The sequence below is a fragment of the Photobacterium piscicola genome, from assembly GCF_900166965.1.
Classification (GTDB): Bacteria; Pseudomonadota; Gammaproteobacteria; order Enterobacterales; family Vibrionaceae; genus Photobacterium; species Photobacterium piscicola.
In genome coordinates this window covers 671,931-695,152 of the sequence record NZ_FUZI01000001.1, presented here as the reverse complement: position 1 = coordinate 695,152, position 23,222 = coordinate 671,931, and the positions used below count along the sequence as shown (strand labels likewise).

Annotated in this window: 23 protein-coding genes; 17 read left to right on the top strand and 6 right to left on the bottom strand. The window is 37.6% G+C overall.

Features of this window, described 5'->3' with window-relative positions:
• Nucleotides 1-92: 92 nt before the first annotated feature.
• The gene (locus tag CZ809_RS03195; protein WP_080155977.1) at nucleotides 93-1,766 is read right to left on the bottom strand and encodes a DUF2813 domain-containing protein; all 1,674 of its coding nucleotides are present in this window, start codon (nucleotides 1,764-1,766) and stop codon (nucleotides 93-95) included.
• Between the two features lie 148 nt (nucleotides 1,767-1,914).
• Here CZ809_RS03195 and CZ809_RS03190 point away from each other — a divergent pair, with 148 nt between their 5' ends.
• From CZ809_RS03190 to CZ809_RS03135, 12 genes are all read left to right on the top strand, one after another.
• A complete protein-coding gene (locus tag CZ809_RS03190; RefSeq protein WP_080155976.1) occupies nucleotides 1,915-2,310 on the top strand; it encodes a VOC family protein in 396 nt (131 codons plus the stop codon).
• Between the two features lie 234 nt (nucleotides 2,311-2,544).
• Entirely contained in the window at nucleotides 2,545-4,296 is a 1,752-nt protein-coding gene (locus CZ809_RS03185) for a bifunctional metallophosphatase/5'-nucleotidase (RefSeq protein ID WP_080155975.1), read from the top strand.
• A 230-nt stretch (nucleotides 4,297-4,526) separates the two neighbouring features.
• The gene (locus CZ809_RS03180; protein WP_080155974.1) at nucleotides 4,527-4,721 is read left to right on the top strand and encodes a hypothetical protein; all 195 of its coding nucleotides are present in this window, start codon (nucleotides 4,527-4,529) and stop codon (nucleotides 4,719-4,721) included.
• A gap of 305 nt (nucleotides 4,722-5,026) precedes the next feature.
• Nucleotides 5,027-5,302, top strand: a complete 276-nt coding sequence (locus tag CZ809_RS03175; RefSeq protein WP_080155973.1) for an HlyU family transcriptional regulator — start codon at nucleotides 5,027-5,029, stop codon at nucleotides 5,300-5,302.
• A 374-nt stretch (nucleotides 5,303-5,676) separates the two neighbouring features.
• Nucleotides 5,677-7,230 (top strand): Re/Si-specific NAD(P)(+) transhydrogenase subunit alpha, encoded by a 1,554-nt coding sequence (locus CZ809_RS03170; protein WP_080155972.1) that lies wholly within the window; start codon nucleotides 5,677-5,679, stop codon nucleotides 7,228-7,230.
• Nucleotides 7,231-7,240: 10 nt separating this feature from the next.
• Complete coding sequence (gene pntB, locus CZ809_RS03165) at nucleotides 7,241-8,617, top strand: Re/Si-specific NAD(P)(+) transhydrogenase subunit beta (RefSeq protein WP_080155971.1); 1,377 nt, start codon at nucleotides 7,241-7,243, stop codon at nucleotides 8,615-8,617.
• A 171-nt stretch (nucleotides 8,618-8,788) separates the two neighbouring features.
• Complete coding sequence (vxrA, locus tag CZ809_RS03160) at nucleotides 8,789-10,228, top strand: sensor histidine kinase VxrA (RefSeq protein WP_080155970.1); 1,440 nt, start codon at nucleotides 8,789-8,791, stop codon at nucleotides 10,226-10,228.
• Nucleotides 10,203-10,862: a response regulator transcription factor gene (locus CZ809_RS03155; protein WP_080155969.1), complete on the top strand. Its 660-nt coding sequence runs from the start codon at nucleotides 10,203-10,205 to the stop codon at nucleotides 10,860-10,862. Before vxrA ends, CZ809_RS03155 begins: the two co-directional genes overlap by 26 nt.
• Before the next feature lie 19 nt (nucleotides 10,863-10,881).
• On the top strand, nucleotides 10,882-11,778 hold the full coding sequence (locus tag CZ809_RS03150) for a DUF2861 family protein (RefSeq protein ID WP_235865766.1): 897 nt from the start codon (nucleotides 10,882-10,884) through the stop codon (nucleotides 11,776-11,778).
• Nucleotides 11,779-11,909: 131 nt separating this feature from the next.
• A complete protein-coding gene (locus tag CZ809_RS03145; RefSeq protein ID WP_306341416.1) occupies nucleotides 11,910-13,109 on the top strand; it encodes an NnrS family protein in 1,200 nt (399 codons plus the stop codon).
• Between the two features lie 84 nt (nucleotides 13,110-13,193).
• Nucleotides 13,194-13,379 carry a YoaH family protein gene (locus CZ809_RS03140; protein WP_080155968.1) on the top strand — a complete coding sequence of 62 codons (186 nt, stop codon included), beginning with the start codon at nucleotides 13,194-13,196 and terminating at the stop codon, nucleotides 13,377-13,379.
• A 157-nt stretch (nucleotides 13,380-13,536) separates the two neighbouring features.
• On the top strand, nucleotides 13,537-14,064 hold the full coding sequence (locus tag CZ809_RS03135) for an HD domain-containing protein (protein WP_080155967.1): 528 nt from the start codon (nucleotides 13,537-13,539) through the stop codon (nucleotides 14,062-14,064).
• 87 nt (nucleotides 14,065-14,151) lie between these two features.
• On the opposite strand, the gene nadE is transcribed toward CZ809_RS03135, so the two are convergent.
• On the bottom strand, nucleotides 14,152-14,988 hold the full coding sequence (gene nadE, locus CZ809_RS03130; protein WP_080155966.1) for an NAD(+) synthase: 837 nt from the start codon (nucleotides 14,986-14,988) through the stop codon (nucleotides 14,152-14,154).
• Nucleotides 14,989-15,237: 249 nt separating this feature from the next.
• Between nadE and CZ809_RS03125 the strand changes: the two genes are divergently transcribed.
• Nucleotides 15,238-15,765, top strand: coding sequence for a nicotinate-nicotinamide nucleotide adenylyltransferase (locus tag CZ809_RS03125; protein WP_080155965.1), 528 nt, complete (start codon nucleotides 15,238-15,240; stop codon nucleotides 15,763-15,765).
• A gap of 56 nt (nucleotides 15,766-15,821) precedes the next feature.
• A complete protein-coding gene (locus CZ809_RS03120; RefSeq protein WP_144396140.1) occupies nucleotides 15,822-16,334 on the top strand; it encodes a hypothetical protein in 513 nt (170 codons plus the stop codon).
• A gap of 96 nt (nucleotides 16,335-16,430) precedes the next feature.
• Here CZ809_RS03120 and CZ809_RS03115 read toward each other — a convergent pair whose 3' ends face one another.
• Nucleotides 16,431-17,114 carry an AraC family ligand binding domain-containing protein gene (locus tag CZ809_RS03115; RefSeq protein ID WP_080155963.1) on the bottom strand — a complete coding sequence of 228 codons (684 nt, stop codon included), beginning with the start codon at nucleotides 17,112-17,114 and terminating at the stop codon, nucleotides 16,431-16,433.
• 260 nt (nucleotides 17,115-17,374) lie between these two features.
• Here CZ809_RS03115 and CZ809_RS03110 point away from each other — a divergent pair, with 260 nt between their 5' ends.
• On the top strand, nucleotides 17,375-18,493 hold the full coding sequence (locus tag CZ809_RS03110; RefSeq protein ID WP_080155962.1) for a 1-acyl-sn-glycerol-3-phosphate acyltransferase: 1,119 nt from the start codon (nucleotides 17,375-17,377) through the stop codon (nucleotides 18,491-18,493).
• Nucleotides 18,494-18,581: 88 nt separating this feature from the next.
• Here the strand turns inward: CZ809_RS03110 and CZ809_RS03105 are convergent, their stop codons facing one another.
• Nucleotides 18,582-19,502: a LysR family transcriptional regulator gene (locus tag CZ809_RS03105; RefSeq protein WP_080155961.1), complete on the bottom strand. Its 921-nt coding sequence runs from the start codon at nucleotides 19,500-19,502 to the stop codon at nucleotides 18,582-18,584.
• Nucleotides 19,503-19,736: 234 nt separating this feature from the next.
• Here CZ809_RS03105 and chrA point away from each other — a divergent pair, with 234 nt between their 5' ends.
• Together chrA and CZ809_RS03095 are read left to right on the top strand one after the other, a co-directional pair.
• Nucleotides 19,737-20,885: a chromate efflux transporter gene (gene chrA / locus CZ809_RS03100; protein ID WP_080155960.1), complete on the top strand. Its 1,149-nt coding sequence runs from the start codon at nucleotides 19,737-19,739 to the stop codon at nucleotides 20,883-20,885.
• A gap of 166 nt (nucleotides 20,886-21,051) precedes the next feature.
• A complete protein-coding gene (locus CZ809_RS03095) occupies nucleotides 21,052-21,348 on the top strand; it encodes a hypothetical protein (protein WP_080155959.1) in 297 nt (98 codons plus the stop codon).
• A 43-nt stretch (nucleotides 21,349-21,391) separates the two neighbouring features.
• Here the strand turns inward: CZ809_RS03095 and CZ809_RS03090 are convergent, their stop codons facing one another.
• Together CZ809_RS03090 and rpoS are read right to left on the bottom strand one after the other, a co-directional pair.
• The gene (locus CZ809_RS03090) at nucleotides 21,392-21,937 is read right to left on the bottom strand and encodes a YceB family lipoprotein (RefSeq protein ID WP_080155958.1); all 546 of its coding nucleotides are present in this window, start codon (nucleotides 21,935-21,937) and stop codon (nucleotides 21,392-21,394) included.
• 67 nt (nucleotides 21,938-22,004) lie between these two features.
• The gene (gene rpoS, locus CZ809_RS03085; RefSeq protein ID WP_080155957.1) at nucleotides 22,005-22,883 is read right to left on the bottom strand and encodes an RNA polymerase sigma factor RpoS; all 879 of its coding nucleotides are present in this window, start codon (nucleotides 22,881-22,883) and stop codon (nucleotides 22,005-22,007) included.
• Nucleotides 22,884-23,222: the final 339 nt, after the last annotated feature.

The window sequence follows — 23,222 nt, the reverse complement described above, 5'->3', positions numbered from 1 at the left end:
TAGGAATGCTATTTATTTATAATTATATTTATTTCGTGATCTATCATTAAATAACTTATATATATTCATTTAATATAAGTGTATTCATTCATTTAAACTATACCTCTTGCCATTATTATTACTCTTTTTAACACCCAACGAATTAATAATGGCATTTTGTCTGAATCTGACTCACGAGTATATTGTACGATAGCTAAAGCGACATCAGGCTTGGCATGTTTTTTTAAGGCGCGATAAATGATTTTTCGAATGGGTATTTGGTCATTATCTGAAATATTAGCAAGTTGGCGAAATAAGGGCTCGTAACCTTTTTTAAAGAGGAAATGTTCAATGTCTTTCGCGGGGAGCACGGTTAAACGCTCGCGTTCGCTGTCATTATTCAATAATGCTCTCACTTTATCGGCATACTTTCGTCCTGCAGGATCGCCATCAGCGACAAGATGCCATTCAATCCCTAATAAACGAGCAAGCTTAATCAGTGGTTTTAGCCCGCTTTGAGCAAACTCAATCACATGAATACCTTCAGCGACAAGGTTATGTCCTGTGAGGTGTGCCATTTCATTAAAGAGCCATACTTCCGTCTCTCCTTCAACAAGAAGCCAGACGCGTGCATAAAACGCACTCGGGCGATGCATACGGACATGAAAGGTGACTTTACGAATATCATCTTTATTAAGTTCACCATTATTTACGCCATGCACCACCGTTTTTTGTGGTGTTCGCTGTAGACGTTTAATGGCTGTTAGTGGAACGACACTTAATAGTTCAGGACTATTGGTTGTTAATACTTTTTGCATCGGCATATTTTGTATAAATGCCCACGCTTGATGGAGCATGATAGGGTGCAATCGTCCTTCAGGATCTTCTAAGATCATGATTGGGCGCGATATACGTTTTAGATCAACGGGACCGCGGGCACGAATATAGGCGTTAAGTAGGCCCATTAAAATTAATTTCGCTTGTTTGGTCATTCTAGGTTGTACAAGTTGATCAAACGGATTGAGACATTGATCGTCATATTGATTTTCTAATGGATAGTAAGTATGAGGCTCGGCTTTTGTACGGGTATGTGGTGCAAAGGCAAAGTAGTGATCAACTAATGAACGTAATGTGTTAATACTACTTTTTATTTCAGCCGCGCTCACATGCCCTGGCTGTGTCATTAAACGGCGGCATGTATTATCAAGCCGGCGTTGAATACGTTCGGATTCTCGATTTTTTGCTGGTGGTACAGTGGTAGCATTGTGTGTAGGAATTGTAGAGGTATTACCATATTCTAATTGGCGCGCGTCACGAATTCTTACGATTGGATGCAAGACCATTAATTGACGTAAAAACTTATCGGTATCTGGATGTTGAATAATATGACCATCAGTATGTAAAAAATGACGGTGAGTGATAATTTTATCGTTTTTGATGTGACTATCGATCTGAACATAAAGATGTTTTAAATGATGTTGTTTATTCCAGAAAGGATCAAAAGCACGATAACGTCGAGCACGGTATTCACCTTGATAATCTTCATGCCAACGAAGAACTATCTGTAGGGAAGATGTACGCTCATGGCCCATAGCATGATCAATATGGAAGTCAGAGAACTTCATTTCGTAAAATTCAGCACTTGGGCATAAGGCCAAGCTTAACGCATCCAGCAGTGATGATTTCCCCCATGCATTTTCTCCGATAAGAACGGTTAATTCATCAAATGACAGTGACAATCGTTTGATACCTCGAAAACCCGCGATTTCAATACGTTCTAAATGCATGATTTTTCCTTCTTCTTTCTTTACAACATAGCGCAGAGATTATTAGAAAGGGATCGTTTTGCTCACATTATTGATACAATGTTCAAATTAAAAAAGATACTATAGTCCGCATGAATTTTTAATGAAAACAATTATAAAGGACGATCAGATGGCTAAAATTATTCACTCTATGATTCGTGTTATTGATCTTGACGCATCACTAGAGTTCTATAAAAAAGCATTAAACTTAGATATTGCACAACGACTAGATTTTGATGGTTTTAGTTTGGTGTACTTACGCAATGATGAAAATGACATGGAACTTGAATTAACATGGAATGAGGGGACAACGGAACCTTATACACATGGTACAGGTTATGGTCACATTGCCGTTGCTGTGGATGATCTTGAAGCTGAGCATCAAAACTTGGTGGCATTAGCTTACAATCCTGCAGAAATTAAAGAATTTTTTCGAGATGGTGTTTTATTGGCGAAATTTTTCTTTGTTCAAGATCCTGACGGTTACAAAATTGAATTTCTACAACGCCATGGTCGCTACCTGTAATAATTAAGAATGTTATCTTCACTGAGTGAATAAAAATGAGCACTATTGTGTTAAGAGGCTATTCACTCAGTGTTTTTCCTGAAAAGATGGTATATTTTGATAAAGATCTCATATTTATGTCATTGTATGTAATTTGGTTTCTTATTTAGTGACGAACTTTATTTTTGTAATGCTGTGAGCGTTATAAATCAGTCGTTAGGTAATACCGATGGTTCTGGAGGAACTGAAATTATTATGACTGTTAATCACGCAGCAACAATCACTTTTGCTCATATTAATGATACACACTCTAATTTTGAGCCTTCTGCGATTTCCTTATCACTTTCACCTGATGTATTAAATTCAGAGACATCGGTTTATGCCAGTTGTGGCGGTTTTTCACGTCTTTGTTCTGCGGTGACTGAAATTAAGCGTGAAGCATTACTTCATCAACGTGAATTTATGTTCTTACATGCGGGTGATTGTTTTCAAGGCACATTGTATTTTTCGCTTTATAAAGGTATGGCTAATGCAGTTTTGCTCAATGCTATTGGTGTTGAGGCAATGGCATTAGGTAATCATGAACTTGATATGGGCAATGACATTGTTGCTGATTTTCTTGATCATACGGCGTTTCCATTATTAGCTGGCAATTGGGATTTATCGCAAGAAGATCAAACAAAGCGTAATCCTCTGCGTAATAAAGACAATGTTTATGCTTATGATAATGCGACACAATCAGCGCATTATTTGATAAAGAATGTGCATGGTGAGCCCGTGGCTATTTTTGGTTTAGCGATTGAAAATATGGCGGGAATAGCGAATCCTGATCCTGATACATCTTTTCGTAATGTAGCAACGGTGACTAAAAATACAATTGCATTGCTTAAAGAAAAAGGCATTAATAAAATTATTGTGTTAAGTCATTTAGGCTACGACCGTGATTTATCATTAGCCCAAGAGGTTGAGGGTATTGGTGCCATTATTGGCGGTCATTCTCATACGATGCAAGGCGATTTTACTAATGTTGGATATGGTAAAACAGATACTTATGCCTTCATGGTTAATAATACTTGCGTTGTTCAAGCTGGTTGTAATGCGTTAGCTCTTGGTCAATTAACCATCGCGTTTAGTGCTGATGGTCGTGTAGAAAGTGCGACCGGGTGTAATCAACTCCTACTTGGACGTAAATTTACGATTGATGCAGGGCGGACTCAACATTTAGATCATGATAACCATAATAAAGTTCGTGATTATTTATTAAATCAGCCCAATATTCGGTTTGTGGTAAAAGATCCACGCATAGAAGACATTCTAAATCAACATTACCGTCCTGCTGTGCGCGCATTACAAACGGATAAAATCGCGTCTATTAATGAACCTCTTCGTCATATTAGAGTTCCGGATGCAAAAGGCCCGAGTGATATTGCGCCTTGGGTGGTAAAAAGTTTTGTTTGGCAAGCGAGAGAGCTTGGTCATCATGTTGATTTCGGTATTCATAATGCTGGTGGCGTAAGGTGTTCATTTAATCCAGGAGAGATAACGCCTGCTGATGTAGCGGGACGATTATTACCCTTTGCGATAGGGATTATGATGTATAGCGTACGTGGGTTACGTATTCGTCAAGCGCTTGAAGGTGCGATTGATAATGCGACTAATAATGACATTGAAGGAACGGGTGACGGTAGTTTTCCTTATGTGGCAGATTTACGTTATGTGTATCGTTGTGGTGCGCCAAGCGGTCAACGGATTGAAAGCTTAGAATATTACACTAATGGGCAATGGTTGGCGGTTGATGATGATGCTGTTTATACCTCTGTGTCATCAGGGTATACCGCGGCAGGTAAAGAAGGATATGCTCCCTTGCTTGATTATGTAACAGAGCCTCAAGCCCTTAATGTCACAATGGCTGATGCATTTGAAGCCTTTGCAAAACAGCAGTGCACGTTTGATAAACCAAGTGAAAATTTAACGGTATTTATTCCATGTGATAACCGTGAGAATTGACCCTTATTAGTTATTATTTTATGAGTTAAAAAACCGCATTAATCACTGTTAATATGGCGTGTTTTAGCTTTTTTAGTGAGATATTCTGTGCTGGTGGTATCTATTTGTTTTTAGTATTTTAGATTAGATTATCTAATCCTAATTGCTAAATAATGTCATTGTTAAAGCGCTTTAGCATTACGTTATTATGCTGCCAATCCCATTGATAACGGCTAATCCGAAGAGGCAGTATGGCACAGGTATTTGATTTCGATTCTATTCCAACAGCAGTAATGAATGATCAAAAAACGTATTCATTGACGTTGAAAGGCCTACTAGTCCACGCTCGTGATATTCTATTTAGCCGTTCAGTTTCAACGCCAACATTACGTAATGTTTCTGATTTACCATTACATATTCAAAAAGATATTGGTCTTTACCGTTAATTACTTTTTATGGTTAATGGTATAAGTAGGTAAGCAGTTTGATTGCTTTGCTTACGAATAGAGAAAATAAGAAACCAGCTAATGTGCTGGTTTTTTTGTGCCTGTAATAATGGTGTCATACTATCTTGATTTAGAAACTAATGTTCGATAAAGATAAAAGCATATAGTATTGATTTTATGATATAAAAATAGTTTATATTGATAAGTAAAAATAGAAGTTAGTGTGTTTGAGGCTAGAGGTATCATGGATAAAACATAGCCTTAGATTAATAAAGCGACGATTGATAAATTAACATGAGGTAGTAATGGGATTATTTTCTTGGTTATTTGGTAAAAAGACCACAACTGAAACAACAATTGAACCCATTGAATATAATGGTTATTTGATTTATCCCGAGCCTCAAAAGGAAGGTGGGCAGTTTCGTATTGCTGGGCGTATTTGTAAACAAATCAATGACACAATGCAGACACACTACTTTATACGTTCTGATATTTTACCGTCACGTGTTGATGCTGAAACATTTATGTTAAAAAAAGCACAAATGTTTATCGATCAAACGGGTGAGCGAATGTTTAAATAAATCCACATATACAACATATTTCATTGCAATCGTGCTTGTTGCTGGGTATCTTATTTTTAGCACTAAAAATAAGTAGCTAAGTGTTGCTATTTTGTTAAATATATTTTGTTTTTAATACGTTTAAAGCAAGATTAATAGATATATTTGCTGAGTTGTTTTTTTGACTTAGTTAATATGACTAACATTATGTAATACATATTTTTTAACCTCTTTGTCATGGATGAAAAGGTGCTTATATTTCATGAAAAAATGACAATAATGTTATTTATTAATGAAATTTGTGGAATTTTTTGTTTTTAACTGTAAAAAGCTTGCTATTGCTTTTAAGGTTCGATACAAAATATTTATCTATAGCCAATGTTCAGGGAATAATAATGCAGATTGGTGTACCAAAAGAGGTCCTCGCGAATGAAACGCGAGTTGCTGCCACACCTAAAACGGTTGAGCAGTTATTAAAAATGGGGTTCAGCGTTGTTGTTGAACATGGAGCGGGTGCATTAGCGAGCTTTGATGATGCCGCTTTTGAAGCTGCTGGTGCTGAATTAGCAACAACTGAAGCCGTATGGCAAGCTGATCTTATTTTAAAAGTGAATGCTCCACAGGTGAATCCAGCTACAGGCATTGATGAGTTTGATTTAATAAAAGAGGGTGCGAGCCTAGTTAGCTTTATTTGGCCGGCGCAAAACGCTGAATTATTAGAAAAGCTAGCCACTAAAGACATTAATGTCATGGCGATGGATTCAGTGCCACGTATTTCACGTGCGCAAGCCTTAGATGCATTAAGCTCAATGGCAAATATCGCAGGTTACCGTGCTGTCGTTGAAGCTGCACATGAATTTGGCCGTTTCTTTACAGGACAAATTACTGCGGCAGGTAAAGTGCCTCCTGCAAAAGTGTTAGTTGCTGGTGCTGGTGTTGCTGGTCTTGCTGCTATTGGTGCTGCAGGAAGTTTAGGTGCTATTGTTCGCTCGTTTGATGTTCGCCCTGAGGTGAAAGAGCAAGTTGAATCAATGGGCGCAGAATTCCTCGAAGTCGATTTTAAAGAAGATACTTCGACGGGTGATGGCTACGCTAAAGAAATGTCTGATGAATTCAACCAAGCGGCTGAGCGTTTATATGCAGAGCAAGCGAAAGATGTTGATATTATCATCACAACAGCACTTATTCCTGGTCGTCCTGCACCTAAATTGATCACTAAAGAAATGGTTGACTCGATGAAGTCGGGCAGTGTGATCGTTGATTTAGCGGCAGCAAATGGGGGCAACTGTGCTTACACTGAAGCCGATAAAGTTATTACGACTGCAAATGGCGTTAAAATTATTGGTTACACCGATATGGTTGGCCGTTTACCGACACAAGCGTCGCAACTATACGGTACTAACTTAGTTAATTTATTAAAACTACTGTGTAAAGAAAAAGACGGTACGATTGATATTAACTTTGATGATGAAGTCTTACGTGGTTTAACCGTTATTAAAGCGGGTGAAGTCACATGGCCTGCGCCACCAATTAAAGTTTCTGCAGTTGCGCAAAAACCGAAAACGGTAGAGAAAGTACAGCCTAAAAAAGCTGAGCCTATGTCACCGATAAAGAAATACGGCATGATGGCGGCAGGTATTGCATTATTTGCATGGGTTGGTCATTACTCGCCACCTGAGTTCCTTGCTCACTTCACTGTATTTGTATTGTCATGTGTGGTTGGTTATTACGTTGTATGGAACGTTAGCCACTCTTTACATACACCACTTATGTCAGTAACAAACGCAATTTCAGGCATCATTATTGTAGGTGCATTACTCCAAATAGGACAAGGCTCCGGAATCGTATCCGTGTTGGCTTTTGTTGCTGTTCTCATTGCTAGTATCAATATTTTTGGTGGCTTTACCGTCACTAAACGTATGCTAGAAATGTTCCGTAAAGATAAATAAGGAGTAATACATGTCTGCAGGAATCGTACAAGCGGCATACATTGTTGCTGCCGTATTGTTTATCATGTCACTTGCTGGACTGTCCAAGCAAGAAACCGCACGAAAAGGTAATTACTTCGGTATTGCGGGTATGGCGATTGCATTAGTAGCCACTATTTTTGGACCAGATTCGCAAGCGACAGTTTGGATCATTCTGGCAATGATTATTGGTGGTGCAATTGGTATTTTCTACGCTAAAAAAGTAGAAATGACCGAAATGCCAGAGCTCGTTGCAATGCTTCATAGCTTTGTTGGTATGGCAGCGGTACTGGTTGGTTTTAATACTTTTTTACACCATCAACCGCTAGAAGGCGCACTGCTTAATATTCACTTAGTGGAAGTATTCCTTGGTGTATTCATTGGTGCAGTTACCTTTACCGGTTCATTGGTCGCTTTTGCTAAGTTACGAGGCTTAGTGTCATCATCTGCACTTCAGTTGCCACATCGCCATAAACTTAACCTTGTAGCATTACTTGTTTCTGCTGCATTGCTAGTGTGGTTTGTGAAAGCTGAAGGCTCAATGGTGGCATTGATCCTAGTCACATTGATTGCATTTGCATTTGGTTACCACTTGGTTGCCTCTATCGGTGGTGCAGATATGCCAGTGGTAGTGTCAATGCTTAACTCATACTCAGGTTGGGCAGCAGCGGCAGCCGGTTTCATGCTTGCAAACGACCTTCTGATTGTAACGGGTGCATTAGTTGGTTCTTCGGGCGCCATCCTTTCTTACATTATGTGTAAAGCGATGAACCGCTCTTTTGTGAGTGTTATTGCCGGAGGATTTGGTTCTGATGGTGCAGCACCTGCGTCAGATGAAGAATATGGTGAACACCGTGAGACAACAGCAGAAGAAGTGGCTGAATTACTAAAAGATGCTAAGTCAGTTATTATCACTCCTGGATATGGTATGGCGGTTGCACAAGCTCAATACCCTGTACATGAGATCACTGATAAACTGCGTGCACAAGGTATAGAGGTTCGATTTGGTATTCACCCTGTTGCAGGACGTTTACCTGGTCACATGAACGTATTACTGGCTGAAGCAAAAGTACCGTATGATATCGTATTAGAAATGGATGAAATTAATGACGATTTCCCTAAAACTGATGTGGTATTAGTTATTGGTGCTAACGACACCGTAAACCCTGCGGCAATGGAAGACCCAAATAGTCCAATTGCTGGCATGCCTGTTCTTGAAGTGTGGAATGCAAGTAATGTAATTGTATTTAAACGTTCAATGAATACGGGGTATGCGGGCGTTCAAAACCCATTGTTCTTTAAAGAAAATAGCCAAATGTTATTTGGTGATGCGAAAGCGTCATGTCTATCTATTCTTGAACATTTATAAAAATATCCGTACTATAATTAAAGCCACTCAGGGTTGAGTGGCTTTTTTTTTTCAATAAATAATAGAATGTATTTTAAATTTAAATGTTATAAGCAAAGGCTAGTGTTTTAAGTAATTGTTGCTCTGACATTTTTTTGACAAAACACGGTTCTACAATGTTAAGCTACAAGCATGAAAACGTATGTGTTAGTCTTTTCTTTATTTTTTTCTTCTGCATCATTCGCGGAAGCCCAAACATTTCCAGAACGGTTAAATGCGGTTCGTTCTGATCTATTGAAACATAAGCCTTTAGCAACATACGATTTTCGTAAACTTCAGAGCTTATACCCAGGACCCTTACTAGTACCTGAAACGTTATTACCGCAAACGAATGAATATCCACTGAATGCATTACGTCAGTTGTACCATAATTCATTAAATTGTAAGGGACCATGGCCGTTATCACCATTGGTTACTCAGCCAGTCGTATTTACTCGTGCTATCTGTTTTAAAACAAAATTACCGTCGAGTTGGTTTGTACGTTCAGGGTACATTCACCCCGGTGGTGGTAGTTATGCTTACCGTTATATTCAAAAACATCCGGATATGGCGATAAAATACAGTAAGTATTTGCATATAAAAGAACGCCCAATTGCAGCGGCAACAACGATTTTAGGCCGATTGCAGCGAATGAATAATGATGAGATCCATGCATTTATTTCTGGTGCGCAATTTTTTATATCAAATGGCGAACTTTGGGTTCGTAATGATAATGAATACCGTGTTTTTGGCCAAGTAACATGGACGAAAATGCTTAATCGCTATCAATTACATTTTAAACGTTTAGATGAAAATGATTTTTGTCTTGCGAAAAATGGCAATATTTGTTGGCGAGAAGATAATAAATCACATGTAACTTACTATTTATTAATAGGTTTACTTGTGATGAATGCTGGTTTGCTATTGAGTTGGGTAATTTATCGATTCCGCATCCGTCGTCGAACGATGGAAGAGCGTATGTTAGTATTACAAATATTAACGCATGAATTACGAACACCTATTGCAAGTTTAGCAATGACAGTTGAAGGTTTTAGACGTCATTTTGACGAATTGCCTGAAGGGTTATATGACGAATTCCGCCGTTTAACTGAAGATTCTCGTCGACTCCGTCAATTGGCAGAAGCGAGTAAAGATTACCTTCAAGCAAACCAACAACAGTTAAGTGTTCAAAACGTAGAGTCATTAAATGAATGGTTAGGTTATATTGCTGAAAAATATGACGTTATACTAAAATTAGAAGAAGATAGAAGTGTCCTTGTTAATATTTATTGGCTAGGAACCTGTCTTGATAACCTACTATCCAATGCTCATAAATATGGCGTAGTGCCTGTTAGCTTATCGTCATCGTATAAAAATGGGACTTTGAAATTAGTTGTTCAAGATGAAGGGCAACTAAGTGCAAAAGATTGGTCCCGTTTAAGAAAACCATTTGTTAGTTCTCAAGGCTTAGGTCTGGGTTTAACAATTGTTGAATCGATGATTAATAGAATGGGGGGGCGAATGAAACTTATTGGTCCACCTACAACGTTTATTTTGGAGATTCCGTGTGAATCAAACTCTGCTGCTGGTTGAAGATGACCGGAACCTTGCTGATGGTTTACTCGATTGCTTAAAGCAAGCTGGATACAATTGCTTATATGCTGATTGTGCCACTAAAGTTGATGCATTATGGCGTGATGCAGATCTTGTTGTACTTGATCGTCAATTACCAGAAGGTGATTCGCTTGACTACTTATCAGGTTGGTTAAAGAAGAAATATGTTCCTGTTATTCTATTAACAGCAATGGTTTCTATCAATGATAAAGTGATCGGGTTAGATTCAGGTGCAAAAGATTATTTAACCAAGCCTTTTGCTGAAGAAGAGCTCTTAGCACGAGTGCGTGTGCATCTACGTGGTGAAGATGGCGATATGGCTGCCATTAATATCATCTCTGTTGGTAATATTCGTATTAACCAAGAAAGTCGTGAAGTATTTCACGGTGATGAGAGTGTGACATTAACGCGTACCGAATTTGAACTATTAGTGTTCCTAGCTAAAAATGCAGGTCGTGTATTTACTCGTGATGAACTATTAGATCAAGTGTGGGGCTACAATCATTACCCAACAACCCGTACTGTTGATACTCATATTTTGCAATTGCGTCAAAAATTGCCAGATATCGAGATTGAAACATTACGTGGTGTTGGATACCGAATGAAACCATAAGGTTTAGGTACCGCGTTCCATGAGAATAAATAAGCCAAAACGCTGGTTTATGGGGTTATTGTTAGTGCACTCGACGTTGTTTTCATCGAGTGCATTTGCTGCATCTGATTGGTTCATTTCAAAAGATCTTTATACGATGGCGCATAAAGAATTACTTGAAGATGATACCGCGGCTGTTTTTCAAACCATCATTCAAGCATGGCAACAATCGCCTAATAGTGTTGAAGCCAATAATCTTGATCAATTACTTAATTTAGCCATTAGTGAAGACTGTGGCCATAGTCTTGAACGTAAAGTTTTACCGACATGGCTTCCTAAGTTATCGATTGAACGCCAAGCAGAGCAAAATCTTAATCAGCAACTGCTGAAGATATCTGTTGTTGGTCTTACACGTAGTGATATCACCAATATTAGTCTGACTAAATGGCCCAATAAACCGTTATTACGAGGTGCACCATTTATTGATGATGGTGGCTATTTTTCTGTTGAATCACAACGGCTAGATGAACCCGTATCTGCGGGGTTATATAAACTCTCAATTACAGCGGTGAATAAACCGGCTTGGGTTGGATGGATTGTTTTAACCACACCAGCAGATAAACAAGAGATCAGTTGGAAAGACAGTAAAACATGGCGTATTGATAATATTAATAAGAATAGTGGTAATTGTCCTGCACCGACATTAAGCACGAAACTGTATGATCTTAACGATACAACATGGCACGCTATCTGGAGTCAAGAATCAGATTCTGATTGGCCGACAACGTTACCGAAATTAAACTTTCCTGAAGGGCGTTATTGGCTCAGTGTTGGCGTTGTAAAAACACGCTGGCAAGGTGAAATTTCGATCCTCGACATTCAACGAATCACTCGCCCTGTTGACTATGTTGGCGATGATGATGAAGATAATGGATAATAAAATGGCTACTACAGTAATGTGGTAGCCATTTTTTTTACTTTAATTTCATATAAATAAAACTAATTCGAGAAAGTATAGAAATAGCACTATAAACATGTATAATTTATGCATGTTTATAGTGAGGTAGTATGATGCAAATTATCGATCGAGCAAAAGAAGAAAAAATCCCCCCTTTATTTAGGCTCGCATTTCGTCCATTTTTTATCGGTGCAGCTGTTTATGCCGTTATTTCAATCGCATTGTGGGGATTGTTATGGGCTGGTAATACGCATATTAGTCAATTTATGTATGGTAACCCGCTATGGTGGCATAGCCATGAAATGCTGTTTGGATTTGCAGGTGCGGTTATTGTTGGCTTCTTACTCACAGCAGTACAGACATGGACAGGGCAGACTGGTGTTAAAGGAACAAAGCTGGCCTGTTTATTTGGATTATGGCTTATTGCGCGTTTAGGGCTTATGTTTGCAACACCAAGCTATTTATGGATGGTTATTGATTGTGCTTGGATTATTGTAGCTACAATTTTTTTAGCAAAACCTATCTTCAAGGTTAAGCAATGGCGTAACGTGTTCTTTGTCCCTGTTCTTATTATGTTTACGTTACTCAACGTCAAATACCATTTAATGGTGCTCAAAGTTATTCCTTATGATTTAAAAGCAATCGCATTAACAACGTTAACTATTATTGCTGCGGTTGTTATTGTCGTTGGTGGTCGAGTGATTCCATTTTTCACTTCACGAGGAACACAAACGGAAACAATTACTCGTATATCAATGTTGGAATATGCAGCCTTAATACCTATTTGGATATTATTAATATTCACACTTTTCCCGGTTACGGTTCCTTCATCTATATTAGCGGCAACTTATCTTATTGCAGCGGTAACTAATTTAGTTCGCATGTGCCGCTGGCGTAGTTATAAAACAATAACAGTACCATTATTATGGTCGCTACATGGGGCTTACTTATCAATGATCATTGGTTTAGCATGGCTTGGTGGAAGTTATATTAACCATAATATGAATCCAACAATAGGCATTCATATTATTGCTATTGGTGGCATTGGTGCGATGATACTGGCAATGATGGCACGTGTTTCATTAGGCCATACTGGTAGGAAGTTGCAGGTTGGTCGTTGGATGGTTATTGCCTTTATAAGTTTATTTGGTTCATTATTGGCGCGTACATTATTAGTGGTGATTATGCCGATAGCGACTATGGATGCGTATGTTATTTCAGCTGTTTTATGGGTGATTGCCTTTACTATTTTTACGATCGTTTATTATCCAGTATTAACCAAAACACGTGTTGATGGTCATCCAGGTTAATTTGTATTCAGTGAGGATAAACAGTGACATTGTTTCACTTTACTCCTAGAATACCTACCCGTTTACGAAGTTAAGAAGAATGATATGTATAATCACACGCCGACATTAACACACTCAGAGCAGCAAGTAGCCGCAGAGCGTATTCATGATCTTATGGCTACAGGTATCAGTAGCGGCGAAGCTATCATGATTGTTGCTAATGAGATTCGTGAAGCGGATATGAAGCGTCGTCAGGCTGCGGGCGAACTTCCTGCAGATGAAGAAGAATAACCCTGAGTTATCATTCGTAACTATCTAAAAAACAAAAAGAGTCGAAAGGCTCTTTTTTTATTTTTGAATTATTTTATTCCAAATAAATGACTAGTAACAAGGAATGTATTACTTCTACAATGAGTCAATATAATAAGAAAGTACCGAGGATAAAGTGATGGATAGTCGTTATTTAGCTGCACAAGAATTTGCAACAAAACGCCATGGTGACCAAAAATATGGCGAACTCCCATACGCCGTTCATCTTAATACCGTAGCAGAACTTGCACAGCCATTTGGCGTTGATGCAATGATTGCAGCTCAATTACACGATGTAATCGAAGATACGGATACTAATTTTAATGAATTGGTTGATCGTTTTGGTTTTACTATTGCTGATGCAGTTAATTCTGTTACTGATGTGAAATTAGAAGATCGCGCGAAAAGAAAATTAGAAATTAACCAACGCTTATCCGCTTTAAATATTGAAGATGATGCTGCACGTTTAGCGCTAATAGTGAAAGTTTGTGATCGTTTGTCTAATGTGCGCTCAAGTAGAAAAAGTTCACCACGCCATTATAAAATGTATCAACACGAGCATTCTGCGTTTAAAGAAGCGGTATACCGCCCTAATCTTTGTGATGATTTATGGAGAGAGCTGGATGCACTCATTATCGATCAACCTCAACTTGAGCCATGTAAGTAAATTATTCGCTATTCAGCAATATAGAGGCCTAACATCTTGTTAGGCCTTTTGTTTTTGTCTCAACGAACTATCGCAGTGAGTACTGAATCAATCAATATCATAAATTGTCGGAATAGGCTGACGTTTGTGCTGCGTTGCACGATAAATGCTTATTAGGCGCTCACGAGCAAAATCATCAACAGGTTTACCTTCAAGGAAGTCATCAATTTGGTCATAAGTCACCAATAGCGCTTCTTCATCTGCTTTCTGTGGTGCTAGTTCTTCTAAATCAGCCGTTGGTACTTTTACTACAAGATGGGTTGGTGCACCTAACGTCGCGGCAATAGCACGAATCTGACGTTTATTTAAACCAAAAAGAGGGGCTAAATCACAAGCACCATCACCAAATTTAGTGTAGAAGCCTGTAATGTTTTCTGCTGAATGATCGGTACCAATCACAAGCCCACCAACTAAGCCTGCAATTTCATATTGAGCAATCATACGTGCACGCGCTTTAACATTGCCTTTTACAAAGTCAACTTTAGCCGCATCTGTTGGAATTAAAGTTGTGCCTTCTAATCCTAATAATGCGTTGGCATGCAGTGCATCAACACCTGCTTTGATATTTACGCTAACAGATTGACTAGGTTGAATAAATTTTAAAGCTTGTTGTGCTTCATCTTCATCTTGTTGCTCACCGTAAGGTAAACGAACCGCGATAAATTGATAATCATTACTCGATGTTGTTGTATTTAAATCATTGATAGCAAGTTGTGCTAGACGGCCACAAGTTGTTGAATCAACACCTCCGCTAATACCGAGTACTAGAGATTTACAACCAGACTGTTTGAGTTTTTTCTGGATGAAAGCAACACGGCGTTGAATTTCAAACTCAACATCGATAGTAGGAAGTACGCGCATTTGTTCACGGATAAGTTGTTCCATGGGTAATGAATCCTTAAGGCTTTTGCCCAAATATTAATCACTTAAAACGGCATAATGGAAAAATGAGAACTCAGCCATTACACCTTTACCAAAATCATGCGATAACTCTAACTAAGGATCAATGCTCAAGCGTAAAATTATTTAAAATAATCCCGTTTTAGCGTTAAAACAGTACGATACTAAGGAACATTTCGCTATAGCGATAGTATTTGGCTGGTTTTGCAATATAAGAGGTTAGTTGATTGAAATATGAAACAGACACTAGCAGTTTTTGGAAGCGCATTTAATCCTCCGAGTATAGGTCACCGCTCGGTGCTAGAGCGACTAGGGCAGTTTGATAAGGTGTTATTACTTCCTAGTTATCAGCATGCTTGGGGAAAAGTAATGCTCGACTATAAGGCTCGATGTGATCTTGTGGGTGCATTCATCAGTGATATTGGACAAAGTAATCTAGAATTATCTACATTAGAGCAACAAATAGCGGTTGATGATAATGCAGTCACAACGTTTGCCGTACTTGAAGCTTTACAATTAAAGTACCCCGAGGCAAATATTACTTTTGTGATTGGCCCAGATAATTTTATGAGTTTTCATCGCTTTTATAAAGCAGAGCAAATTCTTAAACGCTGGCAAGTAATGGCATGTCCTGAAACGGTTCCGGTACGTAGTACCGTTATACGAGAGGCATTGGCACATAATCATGATATTACTCAGTACACGACGCCTACGGTGAAAATGATGCTGATGAATGATGAGCGGTTTAAATTTACTGATTAATGGATGGATAATTAATATTGCATATGAATAAAATTAAAGCATTGATACTTATTATTATGAGTAACTTAATTTATTCATCATCTGCATATGCTTTTCCATGTGACTTGACGCCAAATAACACCATAAAAACAGAAGATCAATTGTTTCAGTTTGATCATTCCGTATGTCGATTATCGAATAATGCAGATAGTATCCCTTTCTTGCAGGTTAAAGATGATCCTTATTCTAGATCACAACGGTTTAATGATTGGAAACAAGATCAGGTTGATAACACCAGTGAGTTTTGGAATCACTGGAGTGACGACTTTGCTGATCATCCTGTTTTTACTGAATATAATGATTCAATGTATTATGGCTTGGGATTTTGGTTACCAAGACAATATGACAACGAAAACGTTGAAGATATTGTTGATGCCGAACAGTGGGTACTTAACCATGGCGTTCAAATGAGCTTAGGTTTTGGTGATCCCAATGATGATAGTACACGTGTACGATTGGATTATCGCTGGCATACCAAGAGTAGTGTAGATGATGGCATCTCAGTACAGGTTCATGTGCCGCTTAATTAGACGCATGTTTACTTACGTTATAACCATTGATTAGCGTCATTCGACGTGATGAATAATGCCCATTACGATAATGGGCATTATTTTGTAGAGTCAGTTTTATTTTTGAAAGGGTTTACCTAAAATAGCCATTGCAAGAGCGTCCAGCAGGACTTCGGATGTATTTAACTGGGCTGCTATTTGCGGTAATTTTCTTCCTGAACGGATTAGCTTCACTGTCTCACGCATAGTGATACAAGCTTCAAATTCTTTTAAGGTCATCCCTAATACCGGCTCTATTGCTTGAACAGCCGATTTTTCAGTGACTTTATTGCCATTAAATAATAATGCCAATGCACTATGGTACTGTTTATTGATAGCTGGTGATAACGATTGTGTTGACGCTGATAGGGTGGATACTTGATCCGCTATCACTTTAAGTAAGCGTCCTTCTACACCATCCCAGTCGTGATTTTCTGCTGGCTGTTTTTCCAGTTCAATTAGCAGAGCATCAAGTAGTGGTGTAACCACAAAGAAGCCGGTTTCACGGCAGAGAGGCTGTCGCAGGCGAATTGAAAAAGCAACGTTGAAAAAATGCGTGCCAGGTAAAATAGTTACCGCATGTAAACAATCAAAGGGAACCCAAAAGCCATGTCCTTTGGATACGAGGTGTTCATGTTTACCCAACCGTATTAATATGCTGCCGCTAGTAACAACAATAAAATAGGCGTTGTTACTTTTACGACGAGAACCGACGAAAAGAAAAGGGTGTTCGTTTTTAGAAAACTCAATGGCTTGTTTCATAATGTCTCTCTAGCTCGATATCTTGCACATATTCGGCTGTTTTTATTACCTCGTCAACAACACATAGGCGACAATAGTTAAAATCAGTGTATGATTAGTCACTTTTGCATTAAATTGTAGTTTTAATAATTAATAGTGGTTGAATTTTCAACGACATCATGTGGTTAGACCTCCAACCATTTCCCTTATTGACGTAGGTTATTTGGTAAAACAACATTTATCAGTAGAATAGCCAAGTTTTTTCAAGATGAAGCATTATTGTGTGTATAGATAACGATATTTATAAAGAAATCCGCCCTTACAACGATAACGAAGTTAAAGGGGCTATCAAACGCCTTATTGATGATAGAGATTTTATCAATGCTATTTTAAAATACCGCTTTCCTCATGCATCCGGTATGTTTGGCTGGCTACTTATTCCGTTAATTAAACGTTTTCTTGTTAAAAAGTGGTCAAACGTTGCAAGTGTTAAAGATGTGCAAGACTATGTTGCTAAGTATATGCGTGCAACCATTGCTCATTCTTGTGACGGTGTAACGACAACAGGATTAAATAAATTAGATCCAAATAAAGCTTATTTATTTGTTTCTAACCACCGTGATATTGCGATGGATCCTGCGATGGTGAACTGGTGTTTATTCAATGAGAACTTCAATACTGTTCGCATTGCAATTGGCGATAACCTGCTTAAAAAGCCATGTGCGACTGAATTGATGCGTTTGAACAAGAGTTTTATTGTGAAACGTTCATCAAAGGGGCCGCGTGAATTAATGAAGTCATTAGGCCTACTTTCTAGTTATATTTCACATTCCTTAATGACGGGCAATAATATTTGGATTGCACAAAAGGAAGGTCGAGCAAAAGACGGCAATGATAAAACTGATCCAGCCATTCTAAAAATGTTTTTTATGGAAGGACGTAAGCAAAAATTACCTTTTGCTGAGTTTATGAGTGGTTTAAATATCGTTCCTGTCTCTATTTCATATGAAAATGATCCCTGTGATTTAGCTAAAGCCCAAGAGCTTTACCAAAAAGAAACCACTGGTACTTATGAAAAATCTGAATTTGAAGATATTGAAAGTATCGTACAAGGCATTGTTGGTCAGAAACGCCGTATTCATATCAGCTTTGGTGATGTAATCACTGATGCACCAGAAACACCGGATGAACTTGCAGCTATAATTGATAAGCAAATAACTGAAAATTATCATTTATTTCCATCGAATTATATCGCAGCAGAGATTGAATCTGATCAAGTAACGGCAGAAGAAGAGCAATTATTTGCCCAGAAACTGGCAGATCAACCTCAAGGTGTACAGGCTATATTACGTCGAATGTATGCTTTACCTGCGCAAAAGAAACAAACGGTAGCAGAATAACGTTCCTTTAAATATAAAAACGCGGCCATCACGGTCGCGTTTTTTGTTTCTCGATAACTGTAATAGCATCATCAAAACATAATAAGTTTTATATCACTCGTGGACTCTTGTACGGAGCTTGTGCCATTCGCTCTGCCATAAAATCGATAAAGCAACGTACTTTAGGTGCTAAATACTTTCTACGTGGATAAACAGCATAGATAGGTAAATCGACCGTTGTTTTCCATTCGGGAAGTAACTGAATTAATTTATGGTTATCCAGCTCATCAGTCATTAGATAAGTCGATAAATAGGCAATCCCTAAGCCACTCACCGCGGCGTCTAACACTGCGGGGGCATTATCTATACGGTAATTCCCTCGAACACGAATAGATTGCTGTACGCCATCACGAGAGAAAGCCCAGTTAACATATTTACGTTCACGGCTTTGATAAGTAATACAGTTATGGCGACGCAAATCACTGGGTGTTTCTGGTTGGCCATGTTGAGCAATATAATCGGGTGATGCGACTACAACAAACTCACATGTCGCTAATTTTCTGGCTACCATACCTTCAGGCGGATGCTCATGAATGGCTATCCAGCAATCAAAACCTTCTTCTAATAGATTAGGACGATGATCAAAAAGACTAATTTCTAACTCTAATTCAGGGTTACTTTTTTGAAATTCAGCTAAAGCGGAGGTAATGTGAATATTGCCAAAAGATTGGGCTATGCCAATTCGAAGCACGCCTTTAATCTCATTACGGTAGCCTGCGACCATTGCTTCAGCTTCATTAACAGTATCAACTAATTGCTGGCCATAATCCGCATATTGTAAACCGATTTCAGTTAACGCAACCGTGCGCGTACTGCGTTGAACTAACTGACACCCTAAGCGTTCTTCTAAAAAGCGCACTTGTTTACTGACTTGAGATTTAGAGATGCCTAATCTATCTGCTGCTCGAGTGAAATTTTGCTCATGGCCGATAGCTGCCAAGATGACCATTTGTTGAAGATTTTCTAACATAAGCATCGACTCTTGAAGAGAAAAGCAAAGTAGGAGAACTGTATATGACTTTGCTTGTTATTACATAAGAAGAATATGATTTCTATCATAGAGGATTATGTGCATTATGAAAATGATATGACGCAATAAAGAAATTAAACATCGATTATATTAATGATATGTATCTGTACAAACGATTTTAGTAATAGAAGAACAATCGTTACAATCATGACTTCACTATAGGAGATGTGATTAATGGTAACGGTTTTTTGGCAGTTTTTAGTGTTAGGGCTATGTAGTTTCGGTGGCCCCGCAGCGCATATAGGCTATTTTCAGCAAGCGTTTGTCGTTAAGAAAAAATGGCTTACTGATGAAGATTTCACACAAGCTATTGCGTTATGTCAGTTTTTACCCGGCCCAGCGAGTAGCCAGCTTGGAATGTATATTGGATATAAAAAAGCAGGTTATATAGGATCGATTGCTGCTTTTATTGGTTTTACTTTACCATCGTTTGCATTATTAACTTTCCTTGCTGTTGCAAATAATAAATTTGGTAGCTCTGTTATTGTTGAACAGATTATTACCGCTGCAAAATTATTAGCGGTTGTGGTTGTTACTGATGCTTTATGGGGAATGATAAAAAAGAATTTAACTTCTATCCCAACTATTACAACAGCATTATTAACCATGACGTGGTTAATGTTCAGTGATGGTTTACTCGGTCAAATATTCCCTATTATTATTGCTAGTATAGTGGGTTATTTATGGTCATTTAAAACACAGCCAGTAGTTAATAAGCATTTAATTAAGCCCATTCGACCACATATTGGATTAGTTATAACTTTTTTAGGGTTATTAGCATTATTACCTTTTATTGCAGCAACAAACGATAGTATTAAATTATTTTCTATTTTCTATCAAGCGGGCAGTTTTGTTTTTGGTGGTGGGCATGTGGTGTTACCATTATTACAACCAATGCTTGATGGTATGGTCACAGATAATACCTTTTTAAGTGCTTATGCTTCAGCACAATTAGTACCTGGACCTATGTTTACGATGGCCAGTTACCTAGGTGCTTCAGCTATGCCAGCAATGCCTCTCTGGGGGAGTATCATTGCAACTGTTGCGGTTTTTCTACCTGGTAGTTTATTGCTATTTGCTTTTCTTCCTGCTTGGAAAGCATTATTTAGTCATCCTCGTTTAATACAAGCAATTTTATTAATAAATGCCTGTGTGGTGGGTTTATTGGGAAGTGCACTTATTAATCCGGTAGTAACGAGTTCAGTTAAATCAATTACTGACGTTATCGCCGTTGTTATAGGGTATATTTTAATTAAAAAGTACCAATGCCCCGTGTGGCTATTAGCTATTTTATTATTAATATTTGTAATTATAGCTTATTGATAACGGAGCAGAGTGTAATAGCTCTGCTTTTTTTATAACACCTAACGCACTATAACTTTTTACTTTGAATAAAATATACCATCATCTACAAACTTAAACTTACGTAAGCTTAAATTCAGATTAGCTTGTTAAAATAACCTGTTATTAATTAAACTGAATGTTTAAAATGGATAAAAACCAAAGAATACGTTTAAACATCACCAACTATGATGTACTACGCGCAGTAAAAGCAGAAATTAAACAAAGTGAAGCTCGTATTACTCGACGAATATACACCGTCGCTATTTTGTCAGTTGCTACAATTATATTTGTTCTTATGCTTATTATTACTAGTCAAACGCCGTCAATGAGGGATTATGCAGCAGAAGCAATGAAGCGTTCTTTTGAAGCAGAAAGGTCAGTAAAAATGATGGATGAAACCTTAAATCAGCATATTTTAAAACAATCAGAAAATAGTCAATAAAAAAGCTCTTATATTAAGAGCTTTTTATATGCACAGTTATTTATTACCAATCTAAAACTAATTTATGGTTTTCAATCACTAATTCAGGTTTGGTTTTTTTCAAAAGAGCTTGTTCTATTTCATTATCATTCAGTTTATACACCGGTTTTGTCGATAAAATTTGGCTTAAGAAAGAAACAATAGGCGTGATAACTGGTTTGGTTAACACATTGTTTAGCCTCTGCGGTGTAACATCTAATGATTCAATATTTAGATCTTTTAAGTAAATAGCACCTTGATCTTGGTTGTAATAGGGGATAGCACTAAAATTCGCTTTAATTGATATATTTTGAGTCGCTTGTCCCATTAACTCTAAATCAGCCGTTGCCGTCGCTGCGACATTGACTTTATTTTTAGCGACTCGTCCAATTCCTACTTTAATATTATCAAACTTGCCCGTTGCATAAGCTAACCCTTGAATACCAACTGAATGATTAAATTGGGTTTCTTTATTTAAGTAAGATTGCATTTCATTTTCAGTTACACCGTAACTAGCACAACCTGAAAAGAATAAGACAGAACCTGCAACCAATAATGATTTTAAATGCATAACAAACCTTAACTAGAACAATAAAAGAGCGCCTGATGCGCTCTTTTAAATAATAGTAAACAATCTATCATGCTGTGTCAGCAAATAGTATTGAGATATCATAATTATCCCGTTGTAAATAATTACGGAGTTTTTTCAATGAAATAACTTGTAATTGACGAATACGCTCACGGGTTAATCCTACTTCATCAGCCACTTCTTGAAGTGTTTGTGAATCGTAACCCAGCAATCCAAAACGACGACAAATGATTTCCTTATCTCGAGGTGGTAAGGAATCAAGAATAGAGGTAGTTATATGCTTAATATCCATCTCATCTAAATGTGCATCAGGCTGTAATTCTTTATCATTAGCAAGAAAGACAGCTAGCGATTGTGAATTAGCATCATCGTTGATTGTTTGATCGTAAGATATAATCGGAGCATCGTAAGATAATAGGGTGGTAATATCATCAACATCACGGTTTAGCGTTTTCGCGACATCTTCATCTTTTGGCTCTTTATTTTGACTATGCAATAAACTTTTATGCGTCCGTAAAATAGTATTGATTTCTTTTGATACATGAACAGGTAAACGAATTGTTCGACTTTGATTATGGATTGCACGTTCTATCGTTTGTTTAATCCACCATGTCGCATACGTTGAAAATCTAAATCCTTTTTCTGGATCAAATTTATCTACCGCAGTGATAAGGCCAATATTACCTTCATCAATCAGATCACTAAATTGAATAGAGCTACCACGATAACGTTTAGCAATATTCACCACTAAACGTAAATTACTCTCAATCATTACCTTCTTAGCACTGTTATCTCCCGTTAGGGCTTTACGGCTATAAAGAATTTCTTCAATTTTAGAGAGAAGTGGTTTCATCGAGATATCACGAAGATATAATTGAATAACATCATTTTCAAAAGCATGTGTTTTACTATTTACTTCAGCTTCCATATTACATCCCTTTTTAAATATCCATTTCGCATCATAGTTGTAGCAATAGCGTATACTGTCATGTTTATTATCAATAAATAACCTTACAAAAATATGACTATTTAAAATAATAAAACAAACATATATTTGATAAGCATTAACATTTTCTATTTATAATGCGTTAAGGATATATAAATCAACAAGACGACAATATCGATCTTTTTAAAAAGATAAAACACTCTAATACTTATTCTTGACAAATGATCACAATTTTTTGATGTTGATGACATTTTTAACATTAAAAATGATAAAATTTACAATCTCAAATTAAAATAGCAATCATACCAATAGGTATTAACT